The 25,980-nt window shown below is 32.9% G+C and carries 23 protein-coding genes, 1 tRNA gene, 2 rRNA genes and 1 riboswitch; of the genes, 6 read left to right on the top strand and 20 right to left on the bottom strand.

Going from position 1 to position 25,980, the window contains the following annotated elements:
• The first annotated feature begins 251 nt into the window (after positions 1 to 251).
• From CLORY_RS18130 to CLORY_RS18110, 5 genes are all read left to right on the top strand, one after another.
• Positions 252 to 1,874 (top strand): ABC transporter substrate-binding protein, encoded by a 1,623-nt coding sequence (locus tag CLORY_RS18130; RefSeq protein WP_139376083.1) that lies wholly within the window; start codon positions 252 to 254, stop codon positions 1,872 to 1,874.
• A gap of 136 nt (positions 1,875 to 2,010) precedes the next feature.
• Positions 2,011 to 2,931, top strand: a complete 921-nt coding sequence (locus tag CLORY_RS18125; protein ID WP_079427108.1) for an ABC transporter permease — start codon at positions 2,011 to 2,013, stop codon at positions 2,929 to 2,931.
• 15 nt (positions 2,932 to 2,946) lie between these two features.
• The gene (locus CLORY_RS18120) at positions 2,947 to 3,849 is read left to right on the top strand and encodes an ABC transporter permease (protein ID WP_207652236.1); all 903 of its coding nucleotides are present in this window, start codon (positions 2,947 to 2,949) and stop codon (positions 3,847 to 3,849) included.
• A gap of 12 nt (positions 3,850 to 3,861) precedes the next feature.
• A complete protein-coding gene (locus CLORY_RS18115; protein WP_079427106.1) occupies positions 3,862 to 4,863 on the top strand; it encodes an ABC transporter ATP-binding protein in 1,002 nt (333 codons plus the stop codon).
• A 13-nt stretch (positions 4,864 to 4,876) separates the two neighbouring features.
• Positions 4,877 to 5,848 (top strand): ABC transporter ATP-binding protein, encoded by a 972-nt coding sequence (locus CLORY_RS18110; RefSeq protein WP_079427104.1) that lies wholly within the window; start codon positions 4,877 to 4,879, stop codon positions 5,846 to 5,848.
• Between the two features lie 158 nt (positions 5,849 to 6,006).
• Here CLORY_RS18110 and CLORY_RS18105 read toward each other — a convergent pair whose 3' ends face one another.
• Positions 6,007 to 7,350 (bottom strand): hemolysin family protein, encoded by a 1,344-nt coding sequence (locus CLORY_RS18105; RefSeq protein WP_079427102.1) that lies wholly within the window; start codon positions 7,348 to 7,350, stop codon positions 6,007 to 6,009.
• A 174-nt stretch (positions 7,351 to 7,524) separates the two neighbouring features.
• Positions 7,525 to 7,627, top strand: a riboswitch (THF riboswitch).
• 58 nt (positions 7,628 to 7,685) lie between these two features.
• Between CLORY_RS18105 and CLORY_RS18100 the strand changes: the two genes are divergently transcribed.
• The gene (locus tag CLORY_RS18100; protein ID WP_079427099.1) at positions 7,686 to 8,195 is read left to right on the top strand and encodes a folate family ECF transporter S component; all 510 of its coding nucleotides are present in this window, start codon (positions 7,686 to 7,688) and stop codon (positions 8,193 to 8,195) included.
• 94 nt (positions 8,196 to 8,289) lie between these two features.
• Here the strand turns inward: CLORY_RS18100 and CLORY_RS18095 are convergent, their stop codons facing one another.
• From CLORY_RS18095 to CLORY_RS18010, 19 genes are all read right to left on the bottom strand, one after another.
• Positions 8,290 to 10,014, bottom strand: coding sequence for a type 2 periplasmic-binding domain-containing protein (locus CLORY_RS18095; protein ID WP_079427097.1), 1,725 nt, complete (start codon positions 10,012 to 10,014; stop codon positions 8,290 to 8,292).
• A 100-nt stretch (positions 10,015 to 10,114) separates the two neighbouring features.
• Positions 10,115 to 11,011, bottom strand: coding sequence for a carbohydrate ABC transporter permease (locus CLORY_RS18090; RefSeq protein WP_079427095.1), 897 nt, complete (start codon positions 11,009 to 11,011; stop codon positions 10,115 to 10,117).
• Positions 11,012 to 11,047: 36 nt separating this feature from the next.
• Positions 11,048 to 12,010 (bottom strand): ABC transporter permease, encoded by a 963-nt coding sequence (locus CLORY_RS18085; RefSeq protein WP_207652235.1) that lies wholly within the window; start codon positions 12,008 to 12,010, stop codon positions 11,048 to 11,050.
• A 292-nt stretch (positions 12,011 to 12,302) separates the two neighbouring features.
• Positions 12,303 to 13,895, bottom strand: a complete 1,593-nt coding sequence (locus CLORY_RS18080; RefSeq protein WP_079427093.1) for a response regulator — start codon at positions 13,893 to 13,895, stop codon at positions 12,303 to 12,305.
• A gap of 33 nt (positions 13,896 to 13,928) precedes the next feature.
• Complete coding sequence (locus tag CLORY_RS18075) at positions 13,929 to 15,713, bottom strand: sensor histidine kinase (RefSeq protein WP_079427091.1); 1,785 nt, start codon at positions 15,711 to 15,713, stop codon at positions 13,929 to 13,931.
• 307 nt (positions 15,714 to 16,020) lie between these two features.
• Entirely contained in the window at positions 16,021 to 17,265 is a 1,245-nt protein-coding gene (locus tag CLORY_RS18070) for a DUF1015 domain-containing protein (protein WP_079427090.1), read from the bottom strand.
• Between the two features lie 36 nt (positions 17,266 to 17,301).
• Positions 17,302 to 18,210, bottom strand: a complete 909-nt coding sequence (locus tag CLORY_RS18065) for a D-2-hydroxyacid dehydrogenase (protein WP_079427088.1) — start codon at positions 18,208 to 18,210, stop codon at positions 17,302 to 17,304.
• A gap of 15 nt (positions 18,211 to 18,225) precedes the next feature.
• Positions 18,226 to 19,296 carry a pyridoxal-phosphate-dependent aminotransferase family protein gene (locus CLORY_RS18060; RefSeq protein WP_079427086.1) on the bottom strand — a complete coding sequence of 357 codons (1,071 nt, stop codon included), beginning with the start codon at positions 19,294 to 19,296 and terminating at the stop codon, positions 18,226 to 18,228.
• A 493-nt stretch (positions 19,297 to 19,789) separates the two neighbouring features.
• A complete protein-coding gene (locus CLORY_RS18055; RefSeq protein ID WP_079427085.1) occupies positions 19,790 to 19,975 on the bottom strand; it encodes a hypothetical protein in 186 nt (61 codons plus the stop codon).
• Positions 19,976 to 20,131: 156 nt separating this feature from the next.
• A complete protein-coding gene (locus CLORY_RS18050) occupies positions 20,132 to 21,634 on the bottom strand; it encodes a carboxypeptidase M32 (protein ID WP_079427083.1) in 1,503 nt (500 codons plus the stop codon).
• 42 nt (positions 21,635 to 21,676) lie between these two features.
• Complete coding sequence (locus CLORY_RS23400) at positions 21,677 to 21,832, bottom strand: hypothetical protein (RefSeq protein ID WP_169911676.1); 156 nt, start codon at positions 21,830 to 21,832, stop codon at positions 21,677 to 21,679.
• A 52-nt stretch (positions 21,833 to 21,884) separates the two neighbouring features.
• Entirely contained in the window at positions 21,885 to 22,571 is a 687-nt protein-coding gene (locus CLORY_RS18045) for a beta/alpha barrel domain-containing protein (RefSeq protein WP_079427082.1), read from the bottom strand.
• Positions 22,572 to 22,732: 161 nt separating this feature from the next.
• Positions 22,733 to 23,236, bottom strand: coding sequence for an NAD(+) diphosphatase (locus CLORY_RS18040; protein WP_079427080.1), 504 nt, complete (start codon positions 23,234 to 23,236; stop codon positions 22,733 to 22,735).
• Positions 23,237 to 23,332: 96 nt separating this feature from the next.
• The gene (sfsA, locus tag CLORY_RS18035) at positions 23,333 to 24,034 is read right to left on the bottom strand and encodes a DNA/RNA nuclease SfsA (RefSeq protein WP_079427079.1); all 702 of its coding nucleotides are present in this window, start codon (positions 24,032 to 24,034) and stop codon (positions 23,333 to 23,335) included.
• 115 nt (positions 24,035 to 24,149) lie between these two features.
• Entirely contained in the window at positions 24,150 to 24,518 is a 369-nt protein-coding gene (locus tag CLORY_RS18030) for a hypothetical protein (protein ID WP_079427077.1), read from the bottom strand.
• 307 nt (positions 24,519 to 24,825) lie between these two features.
• On the bottom strand, positions 24,826 to 25,212 hold the full coding sequence (locus CLORY_RS18025; RefSeq protein ID WP_079427075.1) for an N-acetylmuramoyl-L-alanine amidase: 387 nt from the start codon (positions 25,210 to 25,212) through the stop codon (positions 24,826 to 24,828).
• A 185-nt stretch (positions 25,213 to 25,397) separates the two neighbouring features.
• A tRNA-Glu gene (locus CLORY_RS18020) sits at positions 25,398 to 25,469 on the bottom strand.
• Positions 25,470 to 25,557: 88 nt separating this feature from the next.
• Positions 25,558 to 25,674 (bottom strand): 5S ribosomal RNA (rrf, locus tag CLORY_RS18015).
• A gap of 222 nt (positions 25,675 to 25,896) precedes the next feature.
• Positions 25,897 to 25,980, bottom strand: a 23S ribosomal RNA gene (locus tag CLORY_RS18010); the annotation flags it as partial.

Genomic DNA, 25,980 nt, shown 5'->3' with positions numbered 1-25,980 from the left:
ATATATTATATAGCTAGGCATAAGAAATATTGATAAATTATCAATATTAGTGCCACATTTTTGATTAAATGAAAATTTAAGCTGTTTTTTTATCAACATATTGAAATAAAAAATTAACTTTGGTACTGTTTTACTTAAATTCATGGTCAAAACATGTATATCTTATTTATACATTAAATATAATTTCATACAGTTTATCTATTTAATGCACTTTATTTGAAACTGTAAATAAAAAGATACGAGGGATGATAATGATTAAATTCAAACGGACTTTTACATTAATTACTTCTTTATTGATTGCTGCAAGTGTATTTACCAGCTGTACTGGCAATAACAGCAAATCCAGTTCAAGTAAAAAATCTGAAAGCGTACTTAATATAGCAGGTTTTTCGGAAGATCCTGGAACGGCAGATGCTCAAAAGCGAACCGATACTTACTTAATGCCACTTAACTTATATGATAGACTTGTAGAAACAGAGACTGTTGATGGCAAGCCTAAACAAGTTCCTAGCCTAGCCACTAAATGGGATGTTTCCTCTAATGGTTTAATATATACTTTTCACTTAAAAAAAGGCATAAAGTTTACAAATGGAGAAGAATTTAAGGCTGATGACGTTCTATTCACTTTTGATAGAATGCTTGATCCTAAAACAAAAGCCTTAAACACAAACTTCTTGGATATGATAAAAGGTGCAAAAGCTAGAATGAGCGGAAAAGCAAACAGCGTAAGCGGTATAAAAGTATTAGATGACTACACAATAAAGATAACTCTTGATAAACCTTTTGCCCCATTTATAGCAGATTTAGCAACTCCAGCTTGCTCTATATATAATAGGAAAGCAACTGAAGCAGCCGGTAGTAAATTTGGAACATCACCTTCTACAACTGTTGGTACTGGTCCTTTTAAAATTAAATCTTGGAAGCTAAACAGCCAGATAACTCTTGTACCAAATAAAAATTATTTTAAAGGTGCACCAAAATTATTTCAACTAAATATAAAGGTTGTCCCTGATGCAGAGACTCAAAAAATGATGTTTGAAACTGGTAGATTAGACGTATTAGACTTAGATAATGTATCTTCTCAAGCCAAATACTTTCAAACTAGTCCAAAATGGAAAAACCACATAGTCTCAGGTCAAAGAGTTGGTATAAATTATTATGCTTTAAATGAAAAATTCAAACCACTTGACAATGTGAAGGTAAGAAAAGCAATCGAATATGCAATTGATAGGAAGACTATATTAGAAAAAATTCAAAATGGTAATGGTCAATTAGAGAATGGTATTATGCCTCATGGTTTAGATGGATTCAATGCAAATCTTCCAGAAATAGAATACAACAAAACTAAAGCTAAACAGCTATTAAAGGAAGCGGGTTACCCAAATGGTTTTACTATGGAGATAGCACAAGATACAGATAGTCCGAACACATTAAAACTAAATCAAACGGTTCAGGCTATGTTGGCTGACGTCGGAATAAAAGTTAAAATAAAACAGATTGATGATTCAACCTATTATGCTACACGTGCCAAAGGGCTTCTGCCAACATACACCTCCGAATGGGCTGCAGATTATAACGATCCTGATAACTTTATATACACCTTCTTTGCAAAAGACAATTCCTTTGCTAGATCCTTTAATTATAAAAACAAAGCTGTATTTAATAAAGTTGAAGAGGCAAGAAAAATAACCGATCAGTCTGCTAGAATAAAACTTTATCAAGACATTGAAAAGACTATTGTTAATGATGATGTAGCTTGGATACCACTTTACTCAAGAACAAAAATGTTTGTTATTCAGCCATACGTTAAGAGCTTTAACGTTGCTTGGAATGGCTGGGGAGATATGAAGTATTCAGATGTAACTGTAAAATAATATTTATCTATTTTTACTGCCTCTTTTTTAGAGGCAGTATCCATATTACGCTTTTTGTGTTTCAGAATCATATAGTTTATTGCATTTTCTACATGCTTACAAGTTGTATTACCTAACAAAGACAGGAGGATTTTTCATGTTAAAGTATATTATAAAAAAAGTACTTATTTCTATTCCTATTATTCTAGGAGTAGCATTAACAACTTTTATACTTCTAAACGTAGTACCAGGTGATCCTGTATCTCTTATGATGAAAGAGCATATAAGTTCAGATGTAGTTGCCAGGGTACGTGCTCAAATGCATTTAGATGATCCAGCATACATACGTTTTTTCAGGTTTCTATTCGGCGCACTGCATGGTGATTTTGGAATTTCATATAAACTAGACAGGCCAGTATCATCTCTCCTTCTAGAAGCCTTCCCATACACGCTTGCGCTTTCAGTAACAGCAGCTTTAGTCTCTTGGATTATCGGCATCCCCGCCGGAATATTATCAGCTGTTAAAAAATATTCCTTTCTAGATAATTTCTTTATGGGATTTTCATTGCTGGGTGTATCTATGCCTGTATTTTGGGCAGCATTAATATTCCAGTATATTTTTTCCTTAAAGCTTGGCATACTTCCGGTTTCAGGTTTTGAAGGTCCTCAATACCTTATAATGCCGGCAATCGTGCTCGGTTGGAGCTCAGCAGGTACTATAGCGAGACTGACCAGATCAAGCCTTTTAGAAATCATGAAAAATGATTATATTAGAACAGCTAGAGCTAAAGGATTAAGTGAAATCAAAGTTATATTTAACAATGCATTGAAAAACTCACTTTTACCAGTTGTAACAGTAATGGCTCTTCAGGTTGCTGGACTTTTATCTGGCGCAGTCATTACTGAAAGTGTATTTGGTATACCTGGTATTGGACGTATATCTGTTAACGCAATACAAAATAGGGACATGCCTCTTCTGCAGGGTTCAGTATTTTTGACAACTGTTCTAGTTATCCTTGGAAACCTTGCTGCTGATTTACTATATTCCTATTTAGATCCGCGCATTAAGTACAACTAACTGGAGGAACAGAATATGAAAATAAGTAAAAATATATTTGTAAACAACGGAATAGAAGCAAGTGATAAAATGGTAACCAACACATTCTGGTCGGATTTCAAACATTCTTTCTTTAAGAATAGGGTGGCTGTTGTTGGTGCGGTTGTAATATTAGTAATAATTTTTATGGCTGTATTTGCTCCACTAGTATCTCCTCATGCTCCAAATAAAACTCACTTGCAGCTTCAATTTGAAAAGCCTAGTCTTAAATACATTATAGGCTGTGACTTTTATGGAAGAGATGTTTTCTCAAGGTTGATCTATGGATCAAGAATATCATTACTCATCGGCCTTGTTCCTACACTAATCTCTATGACAATAGGTACTATAATAGGTATAATTTCAGGATATTATGGTGGTAAAGTAGACTTTATATTAAGCGCGGTTTCTGATATGGTTTTATCTTTTCCATCATTATTACTAGCTATGGTAGTTATGTACACTTTAGGTGCAACCCTAATCAACATCTTCATTGCGCTAAGTGTTATTGGTTGGGCGGGTACAGCTAGAGTTGTACGCTCTCAAACAATGTCCCTAAAAAATCGAGAATTCGTAGAAGCCTCAAGAGCCATTGGCGTTAAGAATTCAGTAATTATGCTCAGGCACATATTCCCTAACTGTATTCCTCAATTGCTTGTTTTATTTACACTAAACATACCAAGTTCAATTCTATCTGAAGCAAGTTTAAGTTTCTTAGGTATAGGTGCTCAGCCGCCCGCCTCCAGTTGGGGTCTTATGGTATCCGAAGGTAAAGAGTATTTGTTCAACGCTCCATGGGTAGCTATAGCTCCCGGAATAGCCATACTGATAATTGTATTAGCTTTTAATTTTCTTGGAGATGGACTGCGTGATGTGTTAGATCCATATCTAAAACAATAGGGAGGATTAAACATGAATAAAAATGACAATTCACTGTTAGAAATACGCCATCTGAAAACTCAATTTTTCACTCGCAGCGGTATTGTACATGCTGTTGATGATGTAAGTCTAACCGTAGATAAAGGTAAAGTGGTAGGCCTTGTTGGAGAATCAGGCTGTGGCAAAAGTGTAACTTCTCTTTCCATAATGCAGCTTGTTTCAGAACCCGGGAAAGTAGTTGGTGGAGAAATTGTATTTGATGGTCAAGACCTTTTAAAGCTTAATAAAAAACAGATGAATAACATACGTGGAAATGACATATCAATGATATTTCAGGAACCCATGACTTCATTAAACCCGGTATACACTATAGGTCACCAACTTTCAGAAGCTATATTTACACATAATAAAAACATAAGTAAGACTGACGCCAAAAAAAGGATCATTGACACCTTAAATCTTGTTGGTATTCCTGAAGCTGAAAAGCGCTACAATGTATATCCTCATCAATTATCAGGCGGTTTGAGGCAAAGAACCATGATTGCCATATCACTAATATGTAATTCAAAGCTTCTCATTGCAGATGAACCTACCACAGCCCTAGACGTTACAATTGAAGCACAGATAATTCGGCTTATGAAAGACATACAAAATAAACTTAATACTTCAATAATAATGATAACTCACAATCTTGGAGTAGTAGCAGAAATATGTGACGATGTTTATGTCATGTACGCAGGTCAAGTTGTAGAACATACTAATGTCTTTGATCTGTTCGACAACCCTAAGCATCCTTATACATTAGGACTTTTGAATTCTATGCCAAATAGTAGTTTAAATACAATCAATAAAAATGAAGATAAAAAAAGGTTATACACAATAAAAGGTATGGTACCAAACATGCTCTATCCGCCGAAAGGCTGCAGGTTCAACCCAAGATGCCCTGATGCTACAGAACAGTGTATAAATACAGCTCCTGATCTTATAGATATTGGAAACAATCACTGTGTAAGGTGTTTAAAATATATAAAATAGAGGATGGTGAACCATGGAAAACACTCTTGTAAAAGTCCAAGGATTAACAAAACATTTCGCACTTGATAATGGTGCTTTTAATAGTAAACATGAATTTGTTCATGCCGTTGATAATGTCAGTTTTGAAGTACAACGTAAAGAAACTTTCGCGTTAGTAGGTGAATCCGGCTGCGGCAAAAGTACTCTTGGAAGACTTCTTATACGTCTTATTAATGCAACTACAGGAAGTATAACGTTCAATGGCAACGATATATCTAAATTAAAAGGTTCAGCATTAAGACAAATAAGAAAGGAAATGCAAATTATTTTTCAGGATCCCTTTTCTTCTCTAAATCCTAGAATGAATATAAGAGATATAATAGCGGAACCTCTTTTAACACATAAAATCATAAAAAAGTCAGAAAAGGAAAGTTATATTGGGCAGCTTATGGAGCTTGTTGGTCTTAGAAAAGAATATATGTCCAGATATCCTCACATGTTTAGCGGCGGACAGAGGCAAAGAATTGGAATCGCTCGTGCCATTGCTCTTAATCCTAAGTTTATTGTATGTGATGAACCCGTATCTGCATTGGATGTGTCTATCCAGTCTCAGATAATTAATCTTCTTCAGGACCTTCAGGAAGAAAAAGATCTTACTTACCTTTTTATTTCTCATGACTTAGGTGTAGTAAGATATATTTCAAGCAGAGTATGTGTAATGTTCTTAGGTAAAATTATGGAGCTTGGTCCCACTGAGGAATTATATACCCATCCTCTTCATCCATATACTAAGTTTCTGATTGCTGCTGCTCCTATTATGAATCCTCATGATCGTGATAAAGAAAAGCTAATTCTCCAGGGTGATATTCCAAGTCCTGTTAATGTGCCTTCTGGCTGTAGATTTCATTTTAGATGTCCATATTGCAAAAAAATATGTACTGAAGAAGAACCTCAATTAATTGAAAAAGATGGTAGAAGTGTAGCCTGCCATTTTCCCGGGAAATAAGATAAGGGGTGAGCGACCTTCGTCGGCTCAAAAATGCCTCCTACGGTCACTCACCCCTTCAGCTGACTCAAAGTATCTTAGCATTAGCCAAAAACATAAATTCCTAAAGAGTAAAAAAACTGCATGATGAATCTTTACGTTCATCATACAGTTCTTTTTTATTGTGCAACTTGCTGCTGTTTTTCCTGAATACATACTTTAACTTTCTCTATTCTCTTTTCTTTAACCTCTTCTATTTTAAATATAACATCATCATGTTCTATAACTTTTTCTTCTGCACTCGTAGGTATTCTACCTATTATATTTATAAGAAAACCACTGACAGTTTCATAATTTTCCGTATTAGTATCTATATTCAAATGAAGTTTATCATTTAATTCGTCTACAGAAATCAAACCATCTACAATGAATGTATTATCACCTATTTTCTTTATTTCAGGTTCATCATCATCATATTCATCATTGATGTTTCCTACTACTTCTTCAATAAGGTCCTCAATAGTTACTATTCCTGAGAAACCACCGTATTCATCTATAAGAATAGCCATATGCTTTTTAGATCTCTGTAAATCCTTAAATAGGCTATCGATATTTTTCTTTTCTGGTACAAAATATGGTTTATGCAAAATTTCCTTTATACAAATATTCTCAAAGCCGTCCTTACGTGCCTTAACTATGAAATCCTTCATATATAGCACACCTATAATATTGTCTATATCGCCTTCATATACAGGTATCCTTGAATACTTCTCCTCAAGAAGCTCGTCTACATATTTCTCGACTGGAGTATCTATATTGATCATATATACATCAGGTCTTGGAGTCATAACTTCTTCTGCTAACTTATCATCAAACTCAAAGATGCTATTTATCATTTCCTTTTCAGTCTCATTAATAACTCCATGTTCTTGTCCAACTTCTACTAAGGATTTAATTTCTTCCTTGGATACTTTCTCTTCTAAATCTTCTTTATCAAGTCCAGTAGCTCTGACTAACATATTAGTAGATGCAGATAATAATTTAATAAAAGGGACAGCTATCTTCGATACATATAAAATTGGTCTTACAGCAAACATTGCTATAGCTTCTGACTTCTGAAGAGCTACTCTTTTGGGATATAATTCTCCGAAAACCAAACTGATATAGGATAAGACAACTGTAACTAATACCAATGCAATTTTAGAGCTATACGGTATAGAAAGACCTTTTAAATATTTTGCCAAGTTTCCTGAAATACCGGTTGCTGCGGCAGCACTTGAAAAAAATCCGGCTAAAGTTATACCAACTTGTATAGTTGATAAGAACTTCGTTGGTTCAGCTATAAGTTTTTCTAAGGCTTTTGCCTTTTTATTTCCTTCCTCAGCCATATGTTTTATCTTATTTTTATTTAAAGATACTATGGCCATCTCAGCTGCTGCAAAAAAAGCATTTAGTAACGTTAATACTGCTATCAATATAAGTTGTCCTGTAATGTTCGCGTCAGGCTCAGGTTCAGATTCCATTAATTGTTCCTCCTAAAAATATTTAATATTATATTATATGATGATATCATAATATTATTTTTTTTTCAAATTATCACAATGTTTCCATATGACTTTTATTTATTTATTTCTACGCATTGTTGTATTTATATAAGCTTTATCATATAATTAGGGTATAAATTAATAATACGACACGGCAGAGTAGAAGGTTATACGTAAAGTGTCAGCTAGACGGGAAGTTGCTAGCTGAACGAAAAGTCTTAAATGACTTGCGATTTAATCTTCGCATTCCGCTGCCACAAAAGAGCAATGTACTTCTCTTTCGTGGCATCATGCCATAAAGGGAGGTTTTTTTATTGAAAAAAGTACAAATCATTGCTTTCTCAGCACTATTTATTGCATTAGAAGTAATACTAACAAGATTCCTATCTATACAAACTCCTATATTAAGAATAGGATTCACTTTTTTGCCTGTAGCACTTTCTGCTATATTACTTGGTCCTGTAATCTCTGGTATTATAGGTGTAGCTGCTGATATTCTTGGTATGCTGATTTTTCCCTCTGGAGTATATTTCCCAGGGTTTACATTAAGTGCATTTATCTCTGGATTTATCTATGGTATCTTCATGTATAAAAAGGAAGCTTCTATCATTAGAACAATCCTTGCCATAATTACAGTTATAATTGTTGTTGATATAGGTTTGAATTCACTATGGCTTTCAATATTGATGCATAAAGCTTTTATAGGTTTATTGCCTCTACGTATTATTAAAAGTCTGTTAATGCTTCCTATTCAAATCATATTAATTCAATTTGTCTGGAAGGGCATTAGACATTTTATGCCTTATTCGATCAGATCAAATTAGGTTATTAAAAATTAGATTCTGTATTACATTTAACGAATATAAATAAAAGAGACTCTCTGAGGTTTGTTGAGAGTCTCTTTCATATTATTATATACTATTTTATACTGTCTCTTTCCTTAAACTGCTTTTCAGCTTGTCCTTCATAGAATTTTACAACATCCTTGTATCCAAGTCCATTTGCTTTCTTAGTCAATTCTGATAGTAAGCTGTTGAATTGTGAATCATTCTTTGCGAATACCATTTTCCATGAATACTGCTTAACAATTGCATTTATCTGGTTAAGCTTCTGAGTAGTTGCACTGTCTGGAGTATCTGTACTAGTCATAAGAGCTGGTGCTGTAGCTATCATGTTATTCTTAACAACATAATCCTTTTGAGTCAATGCACCCATATCACTCTGCCATTCTTTATCAATCTTTGTAGCTGAAGCTTTCAAGTATGATGGCCATAAATCATATTCATATGGTTGCTTAGTTTCAGGATTAGTTGATGTTACAACTACATTATTGAATGCCAATTGATTCATACCAGTCTTAAATGTTGATCCGCCGAATTTCTGTGGTACAGCAACTTCATTACTTGGAAGTGCCTTCATACCGAAATCTGTTACATAAGGCTTACCATCTTTGATATCCCAAGCTAAGCCCTTAGGTCCATAGTTTGCTTCTTCAATGCCTTCTGGAGTATACATCCAGTTAATAAACTTCATTATTTTATCAGCAACTTTTGTTTTTGATCCTATAGAAATTACTCTGTTTCCACCATAGCTAGCAAAACCTGTTGAGTAAATTTTTTCACCAGCGAATGGTACAAATTTCATACCCTTGCCTGCATTCTTTCTGTCTTGAGTATTATATTCACCTACTGTAAATGGTAATTCAGCTGCTAATGTTGCACCATCCTTCATCTTACCCATAGCATCATCATATTTCTGTGAAATTGAGTCAGGGTCAACTAAACCCATTTGGTTAGCTTTGTTTAAGAATTTAAGTCCATTTACATATTGTCCATCTTTACTAAGGATATCTTGGTATTTATTTTCAGTAGCATTAACAAGTAAGAAGCCAAGTTCATCCCAACCACTCATATTTGCTATGTTTTTAGCGGCGTTCATCATGTTTCCATCCCAATCAGCCCAAAGTGAGAATGCATATGTCTTCTTACCTGATTCACTCTTAGGACATATCTTCTGCATCTTCTTAAGCACATCAAGAAGGTTATCCAAAGAAGTTATTTTAGGTGATCCAATCTTTTTATAAAGATCATATCTTATTATCGGACCGAAGGTCATATCTGCACCTTCTGATGGTTTCGTAACTGGTTCATTAGCAGCTGCGTATCCTAAACCATACACACTGGAACCTTTACCAAAGTTAGTTTTAGCCTTCTGAATAGCCTTTGGATAGTTCTTTATATCTTTTCCATACTTGTCCATTAGACCATCTTTAGTCCAATCTAATACTAAACCTGCTTTGATTGCATCTGTATATTTCTGACCATCATCACCAAATATAACTATATCACCTAGGTTATGAGCAGCCATCATTGTAGCATACTTGCTGTCTCCACCTTGAAGCTGAGAAGCAATTATGTTCATTTCTAGTCCAAACTTATCCTTTACAAGTTTGCCAAACCATCCTTTCTGCATACCAGCAAAGTTTGCTGTCATAGAAAACACATCGATTTTGTCTACCTTATTTTTGCTTGTTGAATTTGAAGTATTGCTGCTTTTTTTGCAGCCAGCTAATCCTACAGTCATTGTAATAACTATTGATGCTGAAACTACTGACGTTAAGACTTTACTTAAACTCCTTTTCATTCATTACTCCCCCTAAAGATATATTTTTTATTAATAAATTTCAGATTGTTGGTCTGAAGCTTATCGGCAATTTAATTTAATAATACAAATTAACAATTCATCAACCTTTTACTGCTCCAATCATTACACCCTTTACAAAGAATCTCTGGAAGTAAGGATATACAAATAATATTGGAAGTACAACAATCATTGTTACTGTCATTCTGATTGATGTAGATGTCTGCATATGAGCAAGATTTGCTGCCGCCGCACTAGTACCACCTTTCATGGCAGCTGCTAATGAGGAAGATTCATTCAAATACTTATATAGCTGAAACTGCAATGTAAATAACTTTTCATCTGTAACAAGGAAAAGTGTATCAGTGAAAGAGTTCCATTGTCCAACAGCTGAGAATACAGCTATAGTTGCTAAAATAGGTTTTATTAGTGGTAAAAGTATTTTAGCAAATATAGTCATATAACCTGCACCATCTATCTGTGCCGACTCTTCCAAAGAAGCCGGTATTGATTCAACGAAAGTTTTAACCAAAATTATATTAAATGGTGATACTATTGTAGGTATTATATACGCAAGAAAGTTATTAGTAAGATGCAAGTTCATCATTGTAATGTACCATGGTATTATACCAGCATTAAAGTACATAGTTATTACTACAAATCTGTACCATACTCTTCTTCCCCACATCTCTTTCTTTGTAAATAAATATCCAAGAAAGGCAGATGCTAATACAGTCAGTACAGTACCTATAACTGTTCTTCCTAATGATATCATTGCAGCACGACCTAATCCGGGAATCTTTAATACGTTAATATAGTTATCAAAATGAATTCCTCTAGGCCAGAAGGTTACTAATCCTCTAGCACTCAAATCATTATTACTTATAGTGTTTATAAAGATATAGTAAAAAGGAAATATACATATTAATGTAAAAAGTGCAAAAAAACCATAATTACATATATTAAACACAATATCGCCAGCTGTGTATTTTTTCTTCATCAACTATCCCTCCATTAAATAATTGTGTCTCCTGTTTTATATCAGTGACTCTCCACGCAATAGCTTGGACAATGTGTTTGCGAAAAATAAAAGAACTACACTGACTATGGACTTTAACATACTTATTGCAGTTGCAAGAGAAAAACTAGTTCCGCCATTATTAAAACCTATATTGTAAACATAAAGATCAAGTACTTCTATGTGGTTCTTATTAAATGAATTTTGGAAAACAAAATATTGGTCCATTCCATTATTCATAAAGTTACCTATTGAAAGCAATAAAAGTACAAAGAAAGTAGGCAAAAGACTTGGAATGGTAATGCTCCACATTATTCTGAAACGTCCAGCACCATCAACTCTTGCAGCTTCATACATTTCTTGATCTATTCCTGTTACAGCAGCTAAATACATTATTGCACTGTACCCTACGCCTTTCCATAATCCCCATAAACACATTGTTAACCATGTATGGCTATCTGATGCTAAAAAGTTAATGCCCTTATGAATAATTCCCAATGATATAAGAATTTTGTTAACTATTCCATTGTCTACAGAAAATAATGTAAAAGCGAAAGAAAATACTAGAACCCAGCTAATAAAGTTTGGTATAGTGGTCAATGTTTGAACTAATTTCTTGAATCGCTCTGATTTAACCTCGATCAAGAAAACAGCAAACAGCAAAGGTATAAAGGATGTTACTATTCCTAAAGTACTCATAGCAAAAGTATTTTCCAAGACACGTATGACTTCTGCTCTCTGTGTTGGATTAGAAATTAAGGATTTAAACCATTGCAGCCCTACAAACGAACTTTGGGATAATGGTATTCCTGGTCTATAATCGTAGAATGCATATTTCCACCCATACAGTGGTAAATACGAAAAAACAAACACTAATATAAGAAATGGTAGTGCCATAAAAAATAATACATATTTTTGATTTGATCTTTTGTGTTGTGGCTTAATAGTCTCTGATTTAATTGTATCTGGTGTTAAATTCATACGCTTGCCTCCATTTTATTTTGCTTTTATAGGCCAAAACGACTGTATTAATAGTGTAAACAGTTACAACCTGTAATACATTCTAGCATGTCTAGCGTTTTAATGTATATGCTAAAAATCAATTATACTTTTAATAATCAACTCACTTGTGAGTTTTTACATTTTTTTGTGCGAAAATATAGAATAAATTACTATAATTCTATTACTTCTATCCTTAAAGCTAGTCTACATAAAGAAAGACGTATCTAGGTTTGTAAACAAACTCAGATACGTCTCTGTTCATATATTTTTATCATCTTAAACTCATTTCTTGATATTCCTTAGGTGTCATGCCATAAGTATGCTTAAATACTATACAAAAGTAAGATGTATTAGACATTCCCACTTCTTTAGCTACCCTTGAAACCTTTTTATTAGTTTTAGTGAGAAGTTCTTTTGCCTTATCCATTCTGCACTCAGTCAAATAGTCATTAAAAGACTTTCCAGTGAATTTTTTAAATATAGTCCCAAGATAGTTTGGAGAAAAAAACATTTCAGCTGCTACTACTTTTAAATTTATATCCTCCATATACCTATTTTCTATTAGATTTACTATATTCTTTATGACATTTTCATCTTTGTTTTTTCTTTTATCCTCCAAAATAGCCAATACATTATTAAAAACTTCGTGTACATACTTTTTAATCAACTGTAAGCTTTTTAGCTGTAATACACTATCGCTATCACTAGGCACCTCAATAGCATCCTCACTCTTTCGATTCAAATTATACTTAAGCAAAGAAATTTCATATATTACATTTTGCAGATAATTCTTAATATAGTCTACACTCATCTTTCTGTTAGCAGCAATGTAATCAAACATCTGCTCTAAGTCCTCATCTACTTTTTCACAGTCTCCTGAACTCACATCATGAACCAACAGTTTTGAAAACTTATTGCCCTGTATAATAAATTTTCCTATATCTTCATTAGATACCTTGTTTTTTTCTACTACATCTTTATATCTAATTACTCCGCTAAGTCCCCAAAATTCAGCATAGGTAAGTGCCTCATCAGCACACTTGTAAGATTTATCTATATCATATAAATTATCGACCCTGCTTCCTATTGCTGTAATTGCATTGAATGTATCTTTATTACATAATTCTATAAGATAATTAATTACATTATCTATCTGAGTATCATAATATTCGCTTTCAAATTTTAATATAGTACACATTTCTTTTTTAGTCCTATATTCGGAGAAAATAGCGTACTTTTCTAAGTTTTTCAAAAATTCTAATTGAAACTGTTCTGGACTTTCTAGTCGATTGTCCTTAAATGATATATATACAACAACAAATTTATTCTTTTCGCTGTATTTTACTCCATAATAAAGCATGCGTTCTCGAAGTTCTTTTTTATCCAAAACACCTTCAAGTAAATCATTAAATAGCTTCTGTTTTGCCCTGCCATATTCTTTTTTTAATTTCTCCCTTGTATGGATCTGTTCATTAATCTTTTCCTGCTCAAATGTGCATTCCTTTACCACTCTTTGTATAGCATTAAGCATTTCCTCGTCAACTATTGGTTTTAAAACATATGCATTGGTTTTAAACAATATAGCCTCTTTAGCATAATTAAAATCATCATGACCAGATAGTATAATTATTTTAGTATTTGGCAAAAACTTTCTAATCTCTTTACACATCTCGATGCCGCTCATTCCTGGCATCTTTATATCAGTGATGATTATATCCGGTCTCTCCTTCTCTGCTAACTCAATACCTTCTATGCCATCACTAGCTGTACCTACTATTTCAATTCCAAAACTAGACCAGTCAAAGTAGTCAACAAGTCCTTCTCTTTCTAATCTCTCATCCTCAATTATCACCATTTTCAACATAACAAAATCACCTCTTCATATTTTCATTTATTCTCATCTGTTCGGTAAATTTATATGTTTTTTTATTGTTATCGAAACTTCAGTCCCTATTCCTAACCTACTGAATATTTCGAAGGAACATTCATCCCCATAATAAGCTTTAAGTCTTTGCATTATGTTTTTAATGGCATATCCATTCCCTTTCTCACTTTTGGCCTTCCATGATAGTACACTATTTAGTACTTCCTTACTCATTCCAACACCGTCATCAATAATTTTAAACCACAATTTATCCTCAGACTCCCATGCTTTAATTACTATAGTACCATGTCCACGCTTTGGCTCTATGCCGTAACTTAATGAATTTTCTACTATAGGCTGAAGTATATTTTTTATTATCTCATAATTATATATCTTTTCATCTACGTCATAAATAACATCAAATGCATCATCAAATCGTACTTTTTGTATGGATAAATATGCTGCTAAAATATCCATTTCCTCTTTAACCTTGATCAACGTACGTCCTTTATTTAATATCAATCGATAAAATTTCGCTAGCGAATTTGTTATGTTTACTACATCTGCCGATTTCTCTTTCCTGCCAATCCATGAAATAGTAGCTAGGGTGTTGTATAGGAAATGAGGATTTATCTGGGCTTCTAAAGCTTTAAGTTCAGCTTCTCTTTCCATAATTTCAATCTTATATACAGTTTCAACTAAGTTATATATTCGTTTAGTCATATGATTAAATGTCAATCCTAATTCTCCAAATTCGTCTTTTGATTTTACTTCCACTGACACATTTAAATTTCCTTGTCTAACTTGTCTCATTGCCTTCGCAAGTATCTTTACTCTACTCAAAAGCATATTTGTTATTAAATATATAACTATCCCAAGTATTAGTGCTAAAACCAAAAGAACCAAAACAATATAGGTTACTGATTTTCTAACACTGCTATTGAAGTTATTCACTGGAAATACCCCAACCACACTATATCCAGCCTGTTCTATAGGCAGAGATATCAGAATACATTTTTTATTGTCTATTTTTTTTATACAATTTAATTCTTTATTCCAAAGATAATTATTGATTCCAACCTTTGAAACATCCTTTTTATATAGTCCATTTATATTATTTGATATTATTTTATTATTGCTATCTACGATGAAAACTTTGCCTAATTTATTTATAACCTGACCTCGAAGCATATTGAAAAGTACATCTTCCCTCGTCTGAATCTCAACTGTACCAATACGCTTGTACGAAGACTTAGATGTAATTGTACCAATGAAAGAAATTACATTCTCAGGATTATTATTATCAACTCCTACTAGATGAGTAGAACTCCACCCACTCTTTTTCGGTTTTTCTTTCATAATCTCACTATATTGCGTATAATTTTCACTTTTGTACGTGCTATAATAACTGTTCATCTTCTCCGTAATTACAGAATTCTTCATATATATTCGAATACAATTTATATTTTCATTCGTTTTAATGATAGTACCAATAAACGGTGAAAACTTAAACTGATAATCTTCAATTCTATGTGTTTCATTTTCATATTTATAGTCCAGAAAATTTTGTATATCATCGCTAAGTGTAATTATAGATGCCGCATTTTCAATAACTTTCCCTTTTTTTAATATGCTTTCTCTAGTTTGCATTAAATTCTGTTTCATCATTAACCTAGCCTGATCTATCGTAGAATTGGAAGCTTGTATATAGAGATAAACTCCCGTTAATATCATTTGTACAGATAGAATAACAGAATATGTAACAACAAACTTCCAACTTACATTTAAATCTTTAAAAAAAGCAATTACTCTTTTCAATCCGCCCACCCCTGCTACATTTTATTAATGAACCAAAAAGCATTTCTTAATATCACAAGTCTTTAACAGGACTATTTTATATAGAAAAAACGTTTTAATCAAATTACCATTTTTATATAATTTAATTTGCATTTAAAATTAAGATTTTTACGTTTATTATATCATATAATTCTATGCATTTCTTCTGTTGCCTTCCTCTTTTAATTCTCAAACTTGAAAACATTTAAATTTCTATAGCCTAAAAAAGATAGGATTTCCCCAAATCCTATCTTTATAATAATCTATATTTAGCCCGCTTTTTAGTGCTCTATTTTAATTTGTGAACAAATATCCCGCTTCTTGGTTTTGGTTCAAACCAAGTTGATTTAGGAGGCATTATCTTTCCTGCATCAGCAATAGCCATCAAATCAGAAATTGTTGTTGGATACATAGAAAATGCCAGTTTCATATCTGCAGCTGCACGTTTCTCTAATTCCTTTAAACCTCTTACTCCACCAATAAAATCGATCCTATCTGACGTTCTTGGATCTTCGATGCCAAGTATAGGTGAAAGAAGGTTGTCCTGAAGTATGGATACATCAAGACTTGCTACAGGGTCTTTATCATCGTAACTTCCCTCTCTTGCAATAAGCTTATGCCATTTTCCTTCAATATACATCCCAAAGGTATGCTTTTCTTCCGGTCTATATGCTCCTTCCCCTTGATATGAAATCACATTAAACTTTGTACATATTTTCTCTATAAGTTCCTCTACAGATAATCCGTTAGTATCTTTTACAACTCTATTATAATCCATTATTCTAAGGTCTTCATCCGGAAATATTACCGACAGGAAAAAATTAAATTCTTCCTTCCCAGTATATTGCGGATACTGTTGTCTTCTCTTAAGTCCTACCCTTACAGCAGATGCTGCTCTATGATGTCCATCAGCAATATAAAGATTATCTACAGATTTAAATTGATTAGTCAAATAATCTACATCTTCTAAATCGTTAATAACCCAAACAGTATGCTGAACACCATCTGGACTTGTGAAATCATATTCTGGTGACTTCTGAGTCCATTTCGTCACTACTGCATTAATGTTAGCATTATGCCTATACGTTAAGAATATAGGACCAGTATTTGCATCACAATAATCTACGTGATTTACTCTGTCTTCCTCTTTATCGGCTCTTGTTTTTTCATGTTTCTTTATTACATTATTGATATAATCATCAATAGATGTGCATGCCACTATTCCCGTCTGCCTTTTTCCATTTGATGCAATTCTATAGATATACATATATGGCTTTTTGTCTTCTAGATATACACCCGTTTCGATCATTCGGTTCAAATTTTCGCTAGCCTTTTCGTAAACCCTTTGGTCATATATATCAACAGATGGTTCTAAATCAATTTCAGCTTTATCCACATGCAAGAATGAATAAGGATTGCCGTCTGCTATTTCTCTTGCTTCATCACTATTCATAACATCATAAGGAAGCTCCGCAACCTTATGAGCTAATTCCTTTGTTGGTCTAAAAGCTCTGAAGGGTCTAACTACTGCCATTAACTTTCACCTCAAATTTGTATATATTACACTGCTCTATTTAAAAAATTTTAAAATAGTTTCTACTGTTTCTTCTCCGATTCTTACCTGTGCTTCTGCTGTTTGAGCTCCTATATGAGGTGTTACAGATACTTTAGGATGGTTAACTAATTCCTCATTCTTAGTAGGTTCTTCAGCAAATACATCAATTCCTGCTCCAGCTAACTTACCTGTATTTAATGCCTCAAGAAGTGCTTTTTCACATACAACCCCGCCTCTTGCACAGTTTATAAGATAAGCGCCATCTTTCATTATTGCTATTTCTTTACTGCCTATAACAGCACCCTTCTCTTTATTATATGGAATATGCAGTGAAACGAAATCAGATCTTTTCAAAATATCTTCCATGCTGCAATATTCATATTGATCAAATCCTTCAGCTTTACCTATTATATCAAAATATAAGATTTTCATTCCAAGAGCTTCTGCTCTTTTTGCTAGTTCTTTGGATATTCTTCCGAAGCCTATAAGTCCAAGTGTCTTTCCACTTATCTCAATACCTTTGTACTTTTTCTTATCCCACTTTCCTTCTCGCATAGCTACATTTGAGATATTTACAAATCTAGCAAGCGCAAACATATGAGCAAGTGCTAGTTCTGCCACAGATGCACTACTTGAGTTAGGTGTATTAGTAACTTTAATACCTTTTTCTGTAGCATATGTGACATCTATATTATCAACACCTACGCCTGCCCTTATTATCAATTTTAATTTGCTGCCTGCAGCCTCATCTATAATCGGTTTTCTAACTTTTGTAGCAGATCTGACTACAAGTACATCAAAATCCCTAAGTGCCGCACCAAGTTCCTCTGGTTCGTAAAATTTTTCAACTACTTCAAAACCCGCATTTTTTAATTTTTCGACTGCACTTTTATCCATGCCGTCACTTGCAAGAACTCTATACATCAAAATCTCCCCCAATTATAGTCCTAATATCTCTTCTATATTTTTAAGAAGTTCTCTTATATCTTCAATTTGGCAATCAGCCATATGCGCTATTCTAAAAGTCTTATCTTTTAGTTTTCCATATCCATTAGATATCTGAAAACCTCTTTCTCCAAGCTTTTTGTTTAAATCTGAAACATCTATATTCCTAGTATTTGCTACAGTTGTAACTGTATTTGATAAATGTTCCTCATCAGAATACAAATCAAAATACTTCTTAGCCCAAGCTCTTACTTCCTCCGCCATAGCTATATGCCTTGCAAATCTATTCTCGATACCCTCTTCTAATATTCTATCTAGCTGATAATCAAGTGCAAACATATGCGATAATGAAGGTGTAGATGGATATTGATAATCTTTTTTCTGTATATAATTATATAACGAAAGTAAATCTAAATAATAACCTCTTGCTGGCACCTGCTTTGCTCTTTCAACAGCCTTCTGAGAAAAAGTACAAACTGCTAATCCAGGAGGCAACCCTAGACATTTTTGCGAAGATGTTATGCATATATCAATTCCAAGTTTGTCCACTTCAATCTTTGAACCTGCAGCAGAACTTACAGCATCCACACACCATACAACTTCTGGATATTTCTTTAAAACTTTTGATATATCTTCAACAGGATTCATTACCCCTGTAGAAGTCTCATTATGAGTTATAGTTATCAAATCATACTTTCCTGTAGATAGTACTTCATCTACTTGCTTAGCCGAAGTTGCCTGACCAAACTCAACCTCAAATAAATCAGCGGGAACATTATTGTTTACAGCCATTTCATACCATCTCTTGCCGAACGCACCAATAGAAAATACTGCTGCCCTCTTAGCAGTACATGATCTTATAGCTCCCTCCATAAGTCCACTTCCTGATGTGGTAGACAAAAGGATTTCACTCTCGGTATAAAAAACCTTTCTTAATTTGTCGCTTATTCCTCTCTGAAGCGCTGAAGCATCCTTGCTTCTATGCCCTATCATAGGTGTCGCCATTTTCTCTAAGACTTCTGGAAGAACTTCCACCGGTCCTGGTATAAATAGTTTTTTATGCATTTCTTCCCCTCCAAATCTCAGGCCTAAGCCCTAAAATAATAATTTCATTATAAGGATATATAAAAATTAAAACTGATACTAAATAAGAAGCTCATATGATATAAATGTTTTATTTTTAACAAACATATCTAGCTTTTTACCAATTGACTAAACAATCTTTATTAATTAATTTAGCATGCTATTTCTAATGCTTTATTGAAAATATTTTGACCAGATATATTATTCAATAAATACAAGTTTTCAATTCAAATTATTCAATTGGCTAAAATTTTATAATCATTATACTACGTTCAATTGTAATTTGTCAAAAGTTTATATTAGATTTTTTTTATTTCATCACCCCTTTAAATGCCTTAGTGTCCGTAGCTCAAGGACGTTTATTAACTATTGTCCTTTCATTCTTGAGATGAATGCTAGTATGATTTTAAATAGTCTATTTAGAATATAATATGCATGACAATTTAATAAATACTTCTATTTTCAGAAAATTTATTTAATTGTTATTGATAGTTTTAGCTATGGCTTCAAATAAATTCTTAGTACATTTTTCATTTTTAAAATTGCTGCAATTGATGCAGTTAGCACCATATAGATATACACTTATTTCTCCCTTCAAGCTATTTAAACTTTTATATTCTGAACAATTTTGAGCAATCACACCTTTGAATTCATCAACCATATAATTCACACTTCCCATAACAAATTTCTTTTATGGAAATTATTTTTCCCAATATACATTCTTATTATTATAAATTTTATAATCTCATAAGTAGCGAACTATTATATTTACAGTTAATAAAAAGGGACCAAAAGGTCCCTTTTTATTAACTATCTTTTATATTTCAAATTTATATATATCAGAATACTTTCGATATAAATAATTAATAAAATATTCTGCATTTAAATTCTCTCCAGTTACTTTCTTAATAAGTTCATTTGGCTTATAGACAGCTCCGTACTTGTGTACATTATCCTTTAGCCACGAGTGAATAATTCCTATATCTCCTCTTTCAATTCTGCCATATAAATCCGGTATATCTTTTACCATTTTATCAAAAAACTGTGCTCCATATAAATTTCCAAGTGCATAGCTCGGGAAGTAGCCAAAACTTCCATCCGACCAATGCATATCCTGAAGTACTCCTTCTGCATCATTTCTAGGCTCAACACCCAAGTATTCTTTATATTTTTGATTCCAAATACGAGGCAAATCTTTTACCTCTATTTCTCCATTTATCAGTTTTTTCTCTATTTCATATCTTATTATTATATGAAGGCTATAAGTCAATTCGTCTGATTCTGTTCTAATAAGTGAAGGTTCAACCCTATTAACAGCACTGTAGAATTCGTCAAAACTAACGTCCTCAAACTGCTTAAATTTAGCTTTAAGCTTAGGAAAGAAGTACTTCCAAAATGATTTACTTCTCCCAATAATGTTTTCATAGAATCTAGACTGGGACTCATGTACAGCCATAGATGCACCTGTGTTTAGCAACGTGCCAGACAATTCGTCAGGTATGTCTTGTTCATAAAGAGCATGACCACCTTCATGGAGACAGCTAAACATAGCACTTACAAATTCATTTTTATGATAGTTTGTTGTTATTCTTACATCTTTATTACCAAACGATGTTGTAAATGGATGTATGCTTTCATCCATTCTACCAATGTTAAAGTTGAACTCCATCTCTCTAAGAAGCATCATATCGAATTCTTCTTGCTCTTCTTTCGAAAAATATCTTTGTAAAAAATCATAACGAGGACTAACTCCACTATTTCTTATCTTATCTAAAATACTAATAATAGCTTTCTTAAGCTTATTAAAAGTAATGTCTAAATCTTTAACTTTTAATCCTGGTTCATAAAAATCTAAAAGTGTATCGTATCTGTTATCTTCATATCCCCAGTAATTAATAAACTCTTTCTGGAACTCTACCATTTTTTCAAGATAAGGTTGAAATATCGAGAAATCGGACTTTTCCTTAGCTTCTTCCCATGCACTGCTGGATTTTGATGCAAGTTTAACATATTCTGTATATCTGTTTGCTGGTATCTTTTTAGTTCTGTTATATTCTTTCTCACAGTTCTCTATTGACGAGCTAGTCACTTCATCTAAATCCTTCTCATTCTTAAGACTCTCTATAAAACTCCTCATTCGCTCTGACGTTCTCATTTTATAATCCTCACCAGACAAATATGCAAGCATATTTCCTCTGCTGTCTATGGAACCTTTAGGCATACATATTCTCATATCCCAATCTACTAAAGCAATAGTATTATTTAAGTTTTCAATTTTTGTTAAGTATTCTTTAAACTCTTCCACTTTCTTACTATTCATTATATTCCCCCACTATACAATCTTCTACCAATCATTGTATTTCTACATAACTGATTCTGTTTCGGAACAATATCTCATGCTCAAACACTTTCCAAGACTTCTTGGGCATCTTCTGCACAAACAATCTGTTGCCTTTCCGTCACATTTCTTTTCAATAAACTCAGGACACTGCTTACAATTATCTCCTCCAACTGCCACTATAAACACTCCAATCACTATTATATATATATTACAAACTATCTAACAACGACTATAGATCGTTATTTTCATTCTTATATACTTCCCTATAATTAGTCATTAATCCACTCATTATCTTAGCAGCTGTAGGAGGTGTATAGGTTATTGCATTTGCTCCTGCTGCTATCGTTTCATTTATACTATCGGATGAAGGACCTCCTGTGGCTATTATAGGAAACTGTGGAAATTTACTTCTTATTTGCTGCACTATATATGCAGTCCTTTTAGCTGCAGAAACGTTAAATATAGTAGCTCCTGATTCTATTCTAGCTTCTATATCTTCAAATTCTGAGACTACAGTAACAACTATTGGAATTTGAAGTCTCTTCTTCATTTCTCTGATAATATCATTTGATGTCGGACTATTCACAACCACGCCTAATGCTCCCTTAAATTCTGCATCTAGTGCCAAATCCACAACCCGTCTTCCTGTAGTTGTACCCCCTCCAACTCCGCAAAATACCGGAACATCTGCTGCTTCTATAAGCGACTGTGTAATAATAGGCTGTGGGGTAAATGGGTATACTGCAATGATCGCATCCGCATTGTGATTCCTAATTATAGATACATCGGTAGTAAATATAAATGATTTTAATCTTTTTCCGAAAACTTTTATGCCACTTGCATTTCTAATAACATTAGGGAGTTCAATTATATGATTTCTTAATGATCCCGTTATTTCAGGTACAAATTTAGCCATACCTATATCTCCTCCAAAATAAAATTAATAAAAATATATTAATACAGGGAAATATCATATTAAATATTAAATAAGCCTTTTCACTTAATTCATAACAGATAAAGCTGTTTCCCTATAGTCTCGTCTTAAAGAGATTACGTCTTTAGTATGCAAATGTTTCTTTAATCATGTTTAGTGCTTAGCTCACATAACACCTTATTAACAACTCGCTTTCCTATTTCATCCTCTTTCATCTCGTCTAAGGCATTTTTTATCTTAGTCCAACAAGCAAATTCAACTTCTTCAGATTTTACTATCTCACCGTCTATGTACTTAGCCATAAACGTCAACATAATTATATCTTTTGAACTTAAATACTCACTACCCAAATATTTTATTTCATCAATACTAATTCCTGTTTCTTCCCTAACTTCCCTGTAAACAGTATCTTCAACAGACTCTCCATTAGATACATACCCTGAGATAAGTACCTTTGAATTTTTAAATATGTAACTCTGCTTTAGCAGCAATATCTCATCATCTTTTATAACTGCTACTACTATACAAGGTTTAGGCGTATCAAAATACATTTCATCATCTATAGGGCAATAAGGAACACCACCCTCATCCCAGCTATATTTTTCTATAAGTTTTCCACCGCACTTAGGACAATACTTGAATTTCATCTTATCTACCTCGTTAATTAACTCCACATTCTAATACATTTATTCTACCACAAAAGCATGTATATTTGCATATAGCTTATATATAAGAAATACAGGTTACAAAATAACCTGCACCCTTTCATTTAATGTAATAGATCTTTCTGTTGTTTTACATGCATATGCCATTACCTGAACACCACAGTTATATGCATGTCTCAAACTATCTGCAAATTTTACATCTGTAATATCATTCGGCGAAAAGTTATTCACATCCTCCATCTGTATCAAAAATAAAATTCCAGCTCCTTTTCCATGTCTTAAAACTTGCTCTAATTCAATTACATGTTTACGTCCTCTTTCTGTCGGGGCATCCGGAAACATTGCATGCCCATTCTCCTCAAGTGTTACCCCCTTCACTTCTAAGTAATACTCCTTCATATCTTTCGAACTTTTAAGTTTAAAATCAAATCTACTGTTTCCGAAAGTCTTTTCTCTTTCGATAATATCATATTTTTCTAAACCCTCTATATTGTTTAATCTAAGTGCCTCATCAACCACTTTATTAGGAATTTGCGAGTCGATATTTATTAATTTGCTTCCTTTATAAACAGCAATTAAATCATATCTTGTCTTTCTAGCTGGATTAAGCTCCTCTCTTAATATAACTTTTGCACCAGCTATAAGTATTTCCTTACATCTTCCCGTATTCGGCACATGTACGCACTCTTCTATTTCTTGATTCTCTAATTTTACATATGCTTGGAATCTATTAGGTCTTCTTAGAAACTTTGCTTTAACTACTTTTTTATTTATCCACATAGTTTTCTCCTTAATATGCTACATATACACACATTATAGCATACTTATGCACATTATCCACAGACATTCATCACAAATCTGTGTATAACTTGTCAATATTATAATTTTATGAATATTATGTATCTAACTTTTTTATAAATTCCCTTAATGTATAACACATATTATGGATGATTCCTTCTGCTTGTTCTGAATCTTCATATAAAATACACTTCGTTAAAGCATCGTCTATGTTCTCTTCAGTTATACACTCTATATTTTTAAAATTTCTGTCAAATTCATCATGTAATACTATAACTTCACTTCTAAATTTTCTAATTATTTTCTTTATTTCATTACCTTTTGTTTTTAATTCCTTTATGCTTATTAAGGAATCCTTTGCGATAAATTGTCTTTGTAGTTCATTTAAATCCTCTAGTGCTATAATAAGAACATTTATTAAGTCTTCTGTAATGTTATCTATATTTTTACGATCATTTTTCCACATATTTATTACAACCTATTAGTCTTTCAATACTTATAAAAGACTAGCTCCTTCTATTAATACTATAATTAATCTATATGAAATTTATCTGGACTATATTCATAAAAGTTATCCACTTATCCACAGAAGTTATCAACATAATCAACACTTATCCACAGCATTAATTAAAAATCCAGAGCTATTTATTTAAAACCCTGGATAGAAGTAAGACTGATTTTTATTGTTACTTAAGTTATACATTTTAGATGTAGTTTACAATTAATCCCTATAGTTAGTATAGGTGGCTCTATAATAGGTAACAATTGAAATCTTATATTAGCGGTTCTATCATAATGATTGGCAACTTAGTATTAGCAATTTGTAAATCCTGTTTTACACCTCTATTAATAAACCCTAAACTTTCTATAAACGCTGCTACCTTTATAGCGTATTTTCTCGTTACCTTTGAAGCTTTATTATATACGATCTTACATCCTTCTTTCGACTGAAAATTGAGATGGCAAAAAATAATTAGCTCAGCTCCCCATCCACTAGCTTTTGAAATTTGAGATTGTAAATCCTCATCTCCTGTAAGCACATTTTCAGGAGTTATTTCAAAAACTTCATTTCCAGCCTTTTTTAAATACTGAATAATCTTTTTACATGCCTTTCCGTCATTATCGTTATTATTACATCTACTCAGTATAGCTATTTTCATTTTATCACTCCTGACTTAATTCTATATTATATAATTATATTCTATATATGGTTTATCGTTACTAAATCATATAAGATTTATAAATTTTATGAAATTAAAAAAAATTTGTATATATTTGAAATTTATTTGTAATTTATCACTAAAAAAACACTATAGTATTTTTATACTACAGTGTTTAATAACCATGACTCCTAGGGGACTCGAACCCCTGATTTCACCGTGAGAGGGTGACGTCTTAACCACTTGACCAAGGAGCCTTAATATAAAGTTATAATTATACAATAAAATTTCAGCTTAGCTGAAATTTATAGGTATATTAAGTATTTTAGTTTGCCATAAAAGGCAACCTGGCAACATCCTACTCTCCCACCCAGCTTCCCGGGCAGTACCATGGGCGATGTAGAGCTTAACCTTCGTGTTCGGTATGGGAACGGGTGTAACATCTACTCCATCATTACCAGATAATCGTTTTGTGATAACCTTCGCATTACTGCGTCAACTCCGTCGCTGTGGTGCTCATTGGCGTACCTGCCAACTCCGCTCCTCGCTCTGTCGTTTCCTTGTTCTGCTCGGTTCTAACAAAACTCCATAGAGTGCCTAACCTTTATTAGCCGTTTATATGACCTCGGTTAGCATCCATGTTGAGAACTTTTCGTTCTCTCAAAATTGCACATAAGAATTTTATTGGTCAAGCCCTCGACCTATTAGTATTAGTCAGCTTAATACATTACTGCACTTACACCTCTAACCTATCTACCTGATGTTCTT

It is taken from the genome of Clostridium oryzae, from assembly GCF_002029235.1.
In the GTDB taxonomy this organism is placed as follows: domain Bacteria; phylum Bacillota; class Clostridia; order Clostridiales; family Clostridiaceae; genus Clostridium_AE; species Clostridium_AE oryzae.
The sequence above is the reverse complement of the archived record's forward strand: the minus strand, read 5'-3'. Positions and strand labels throughout refer to the sequence as shown.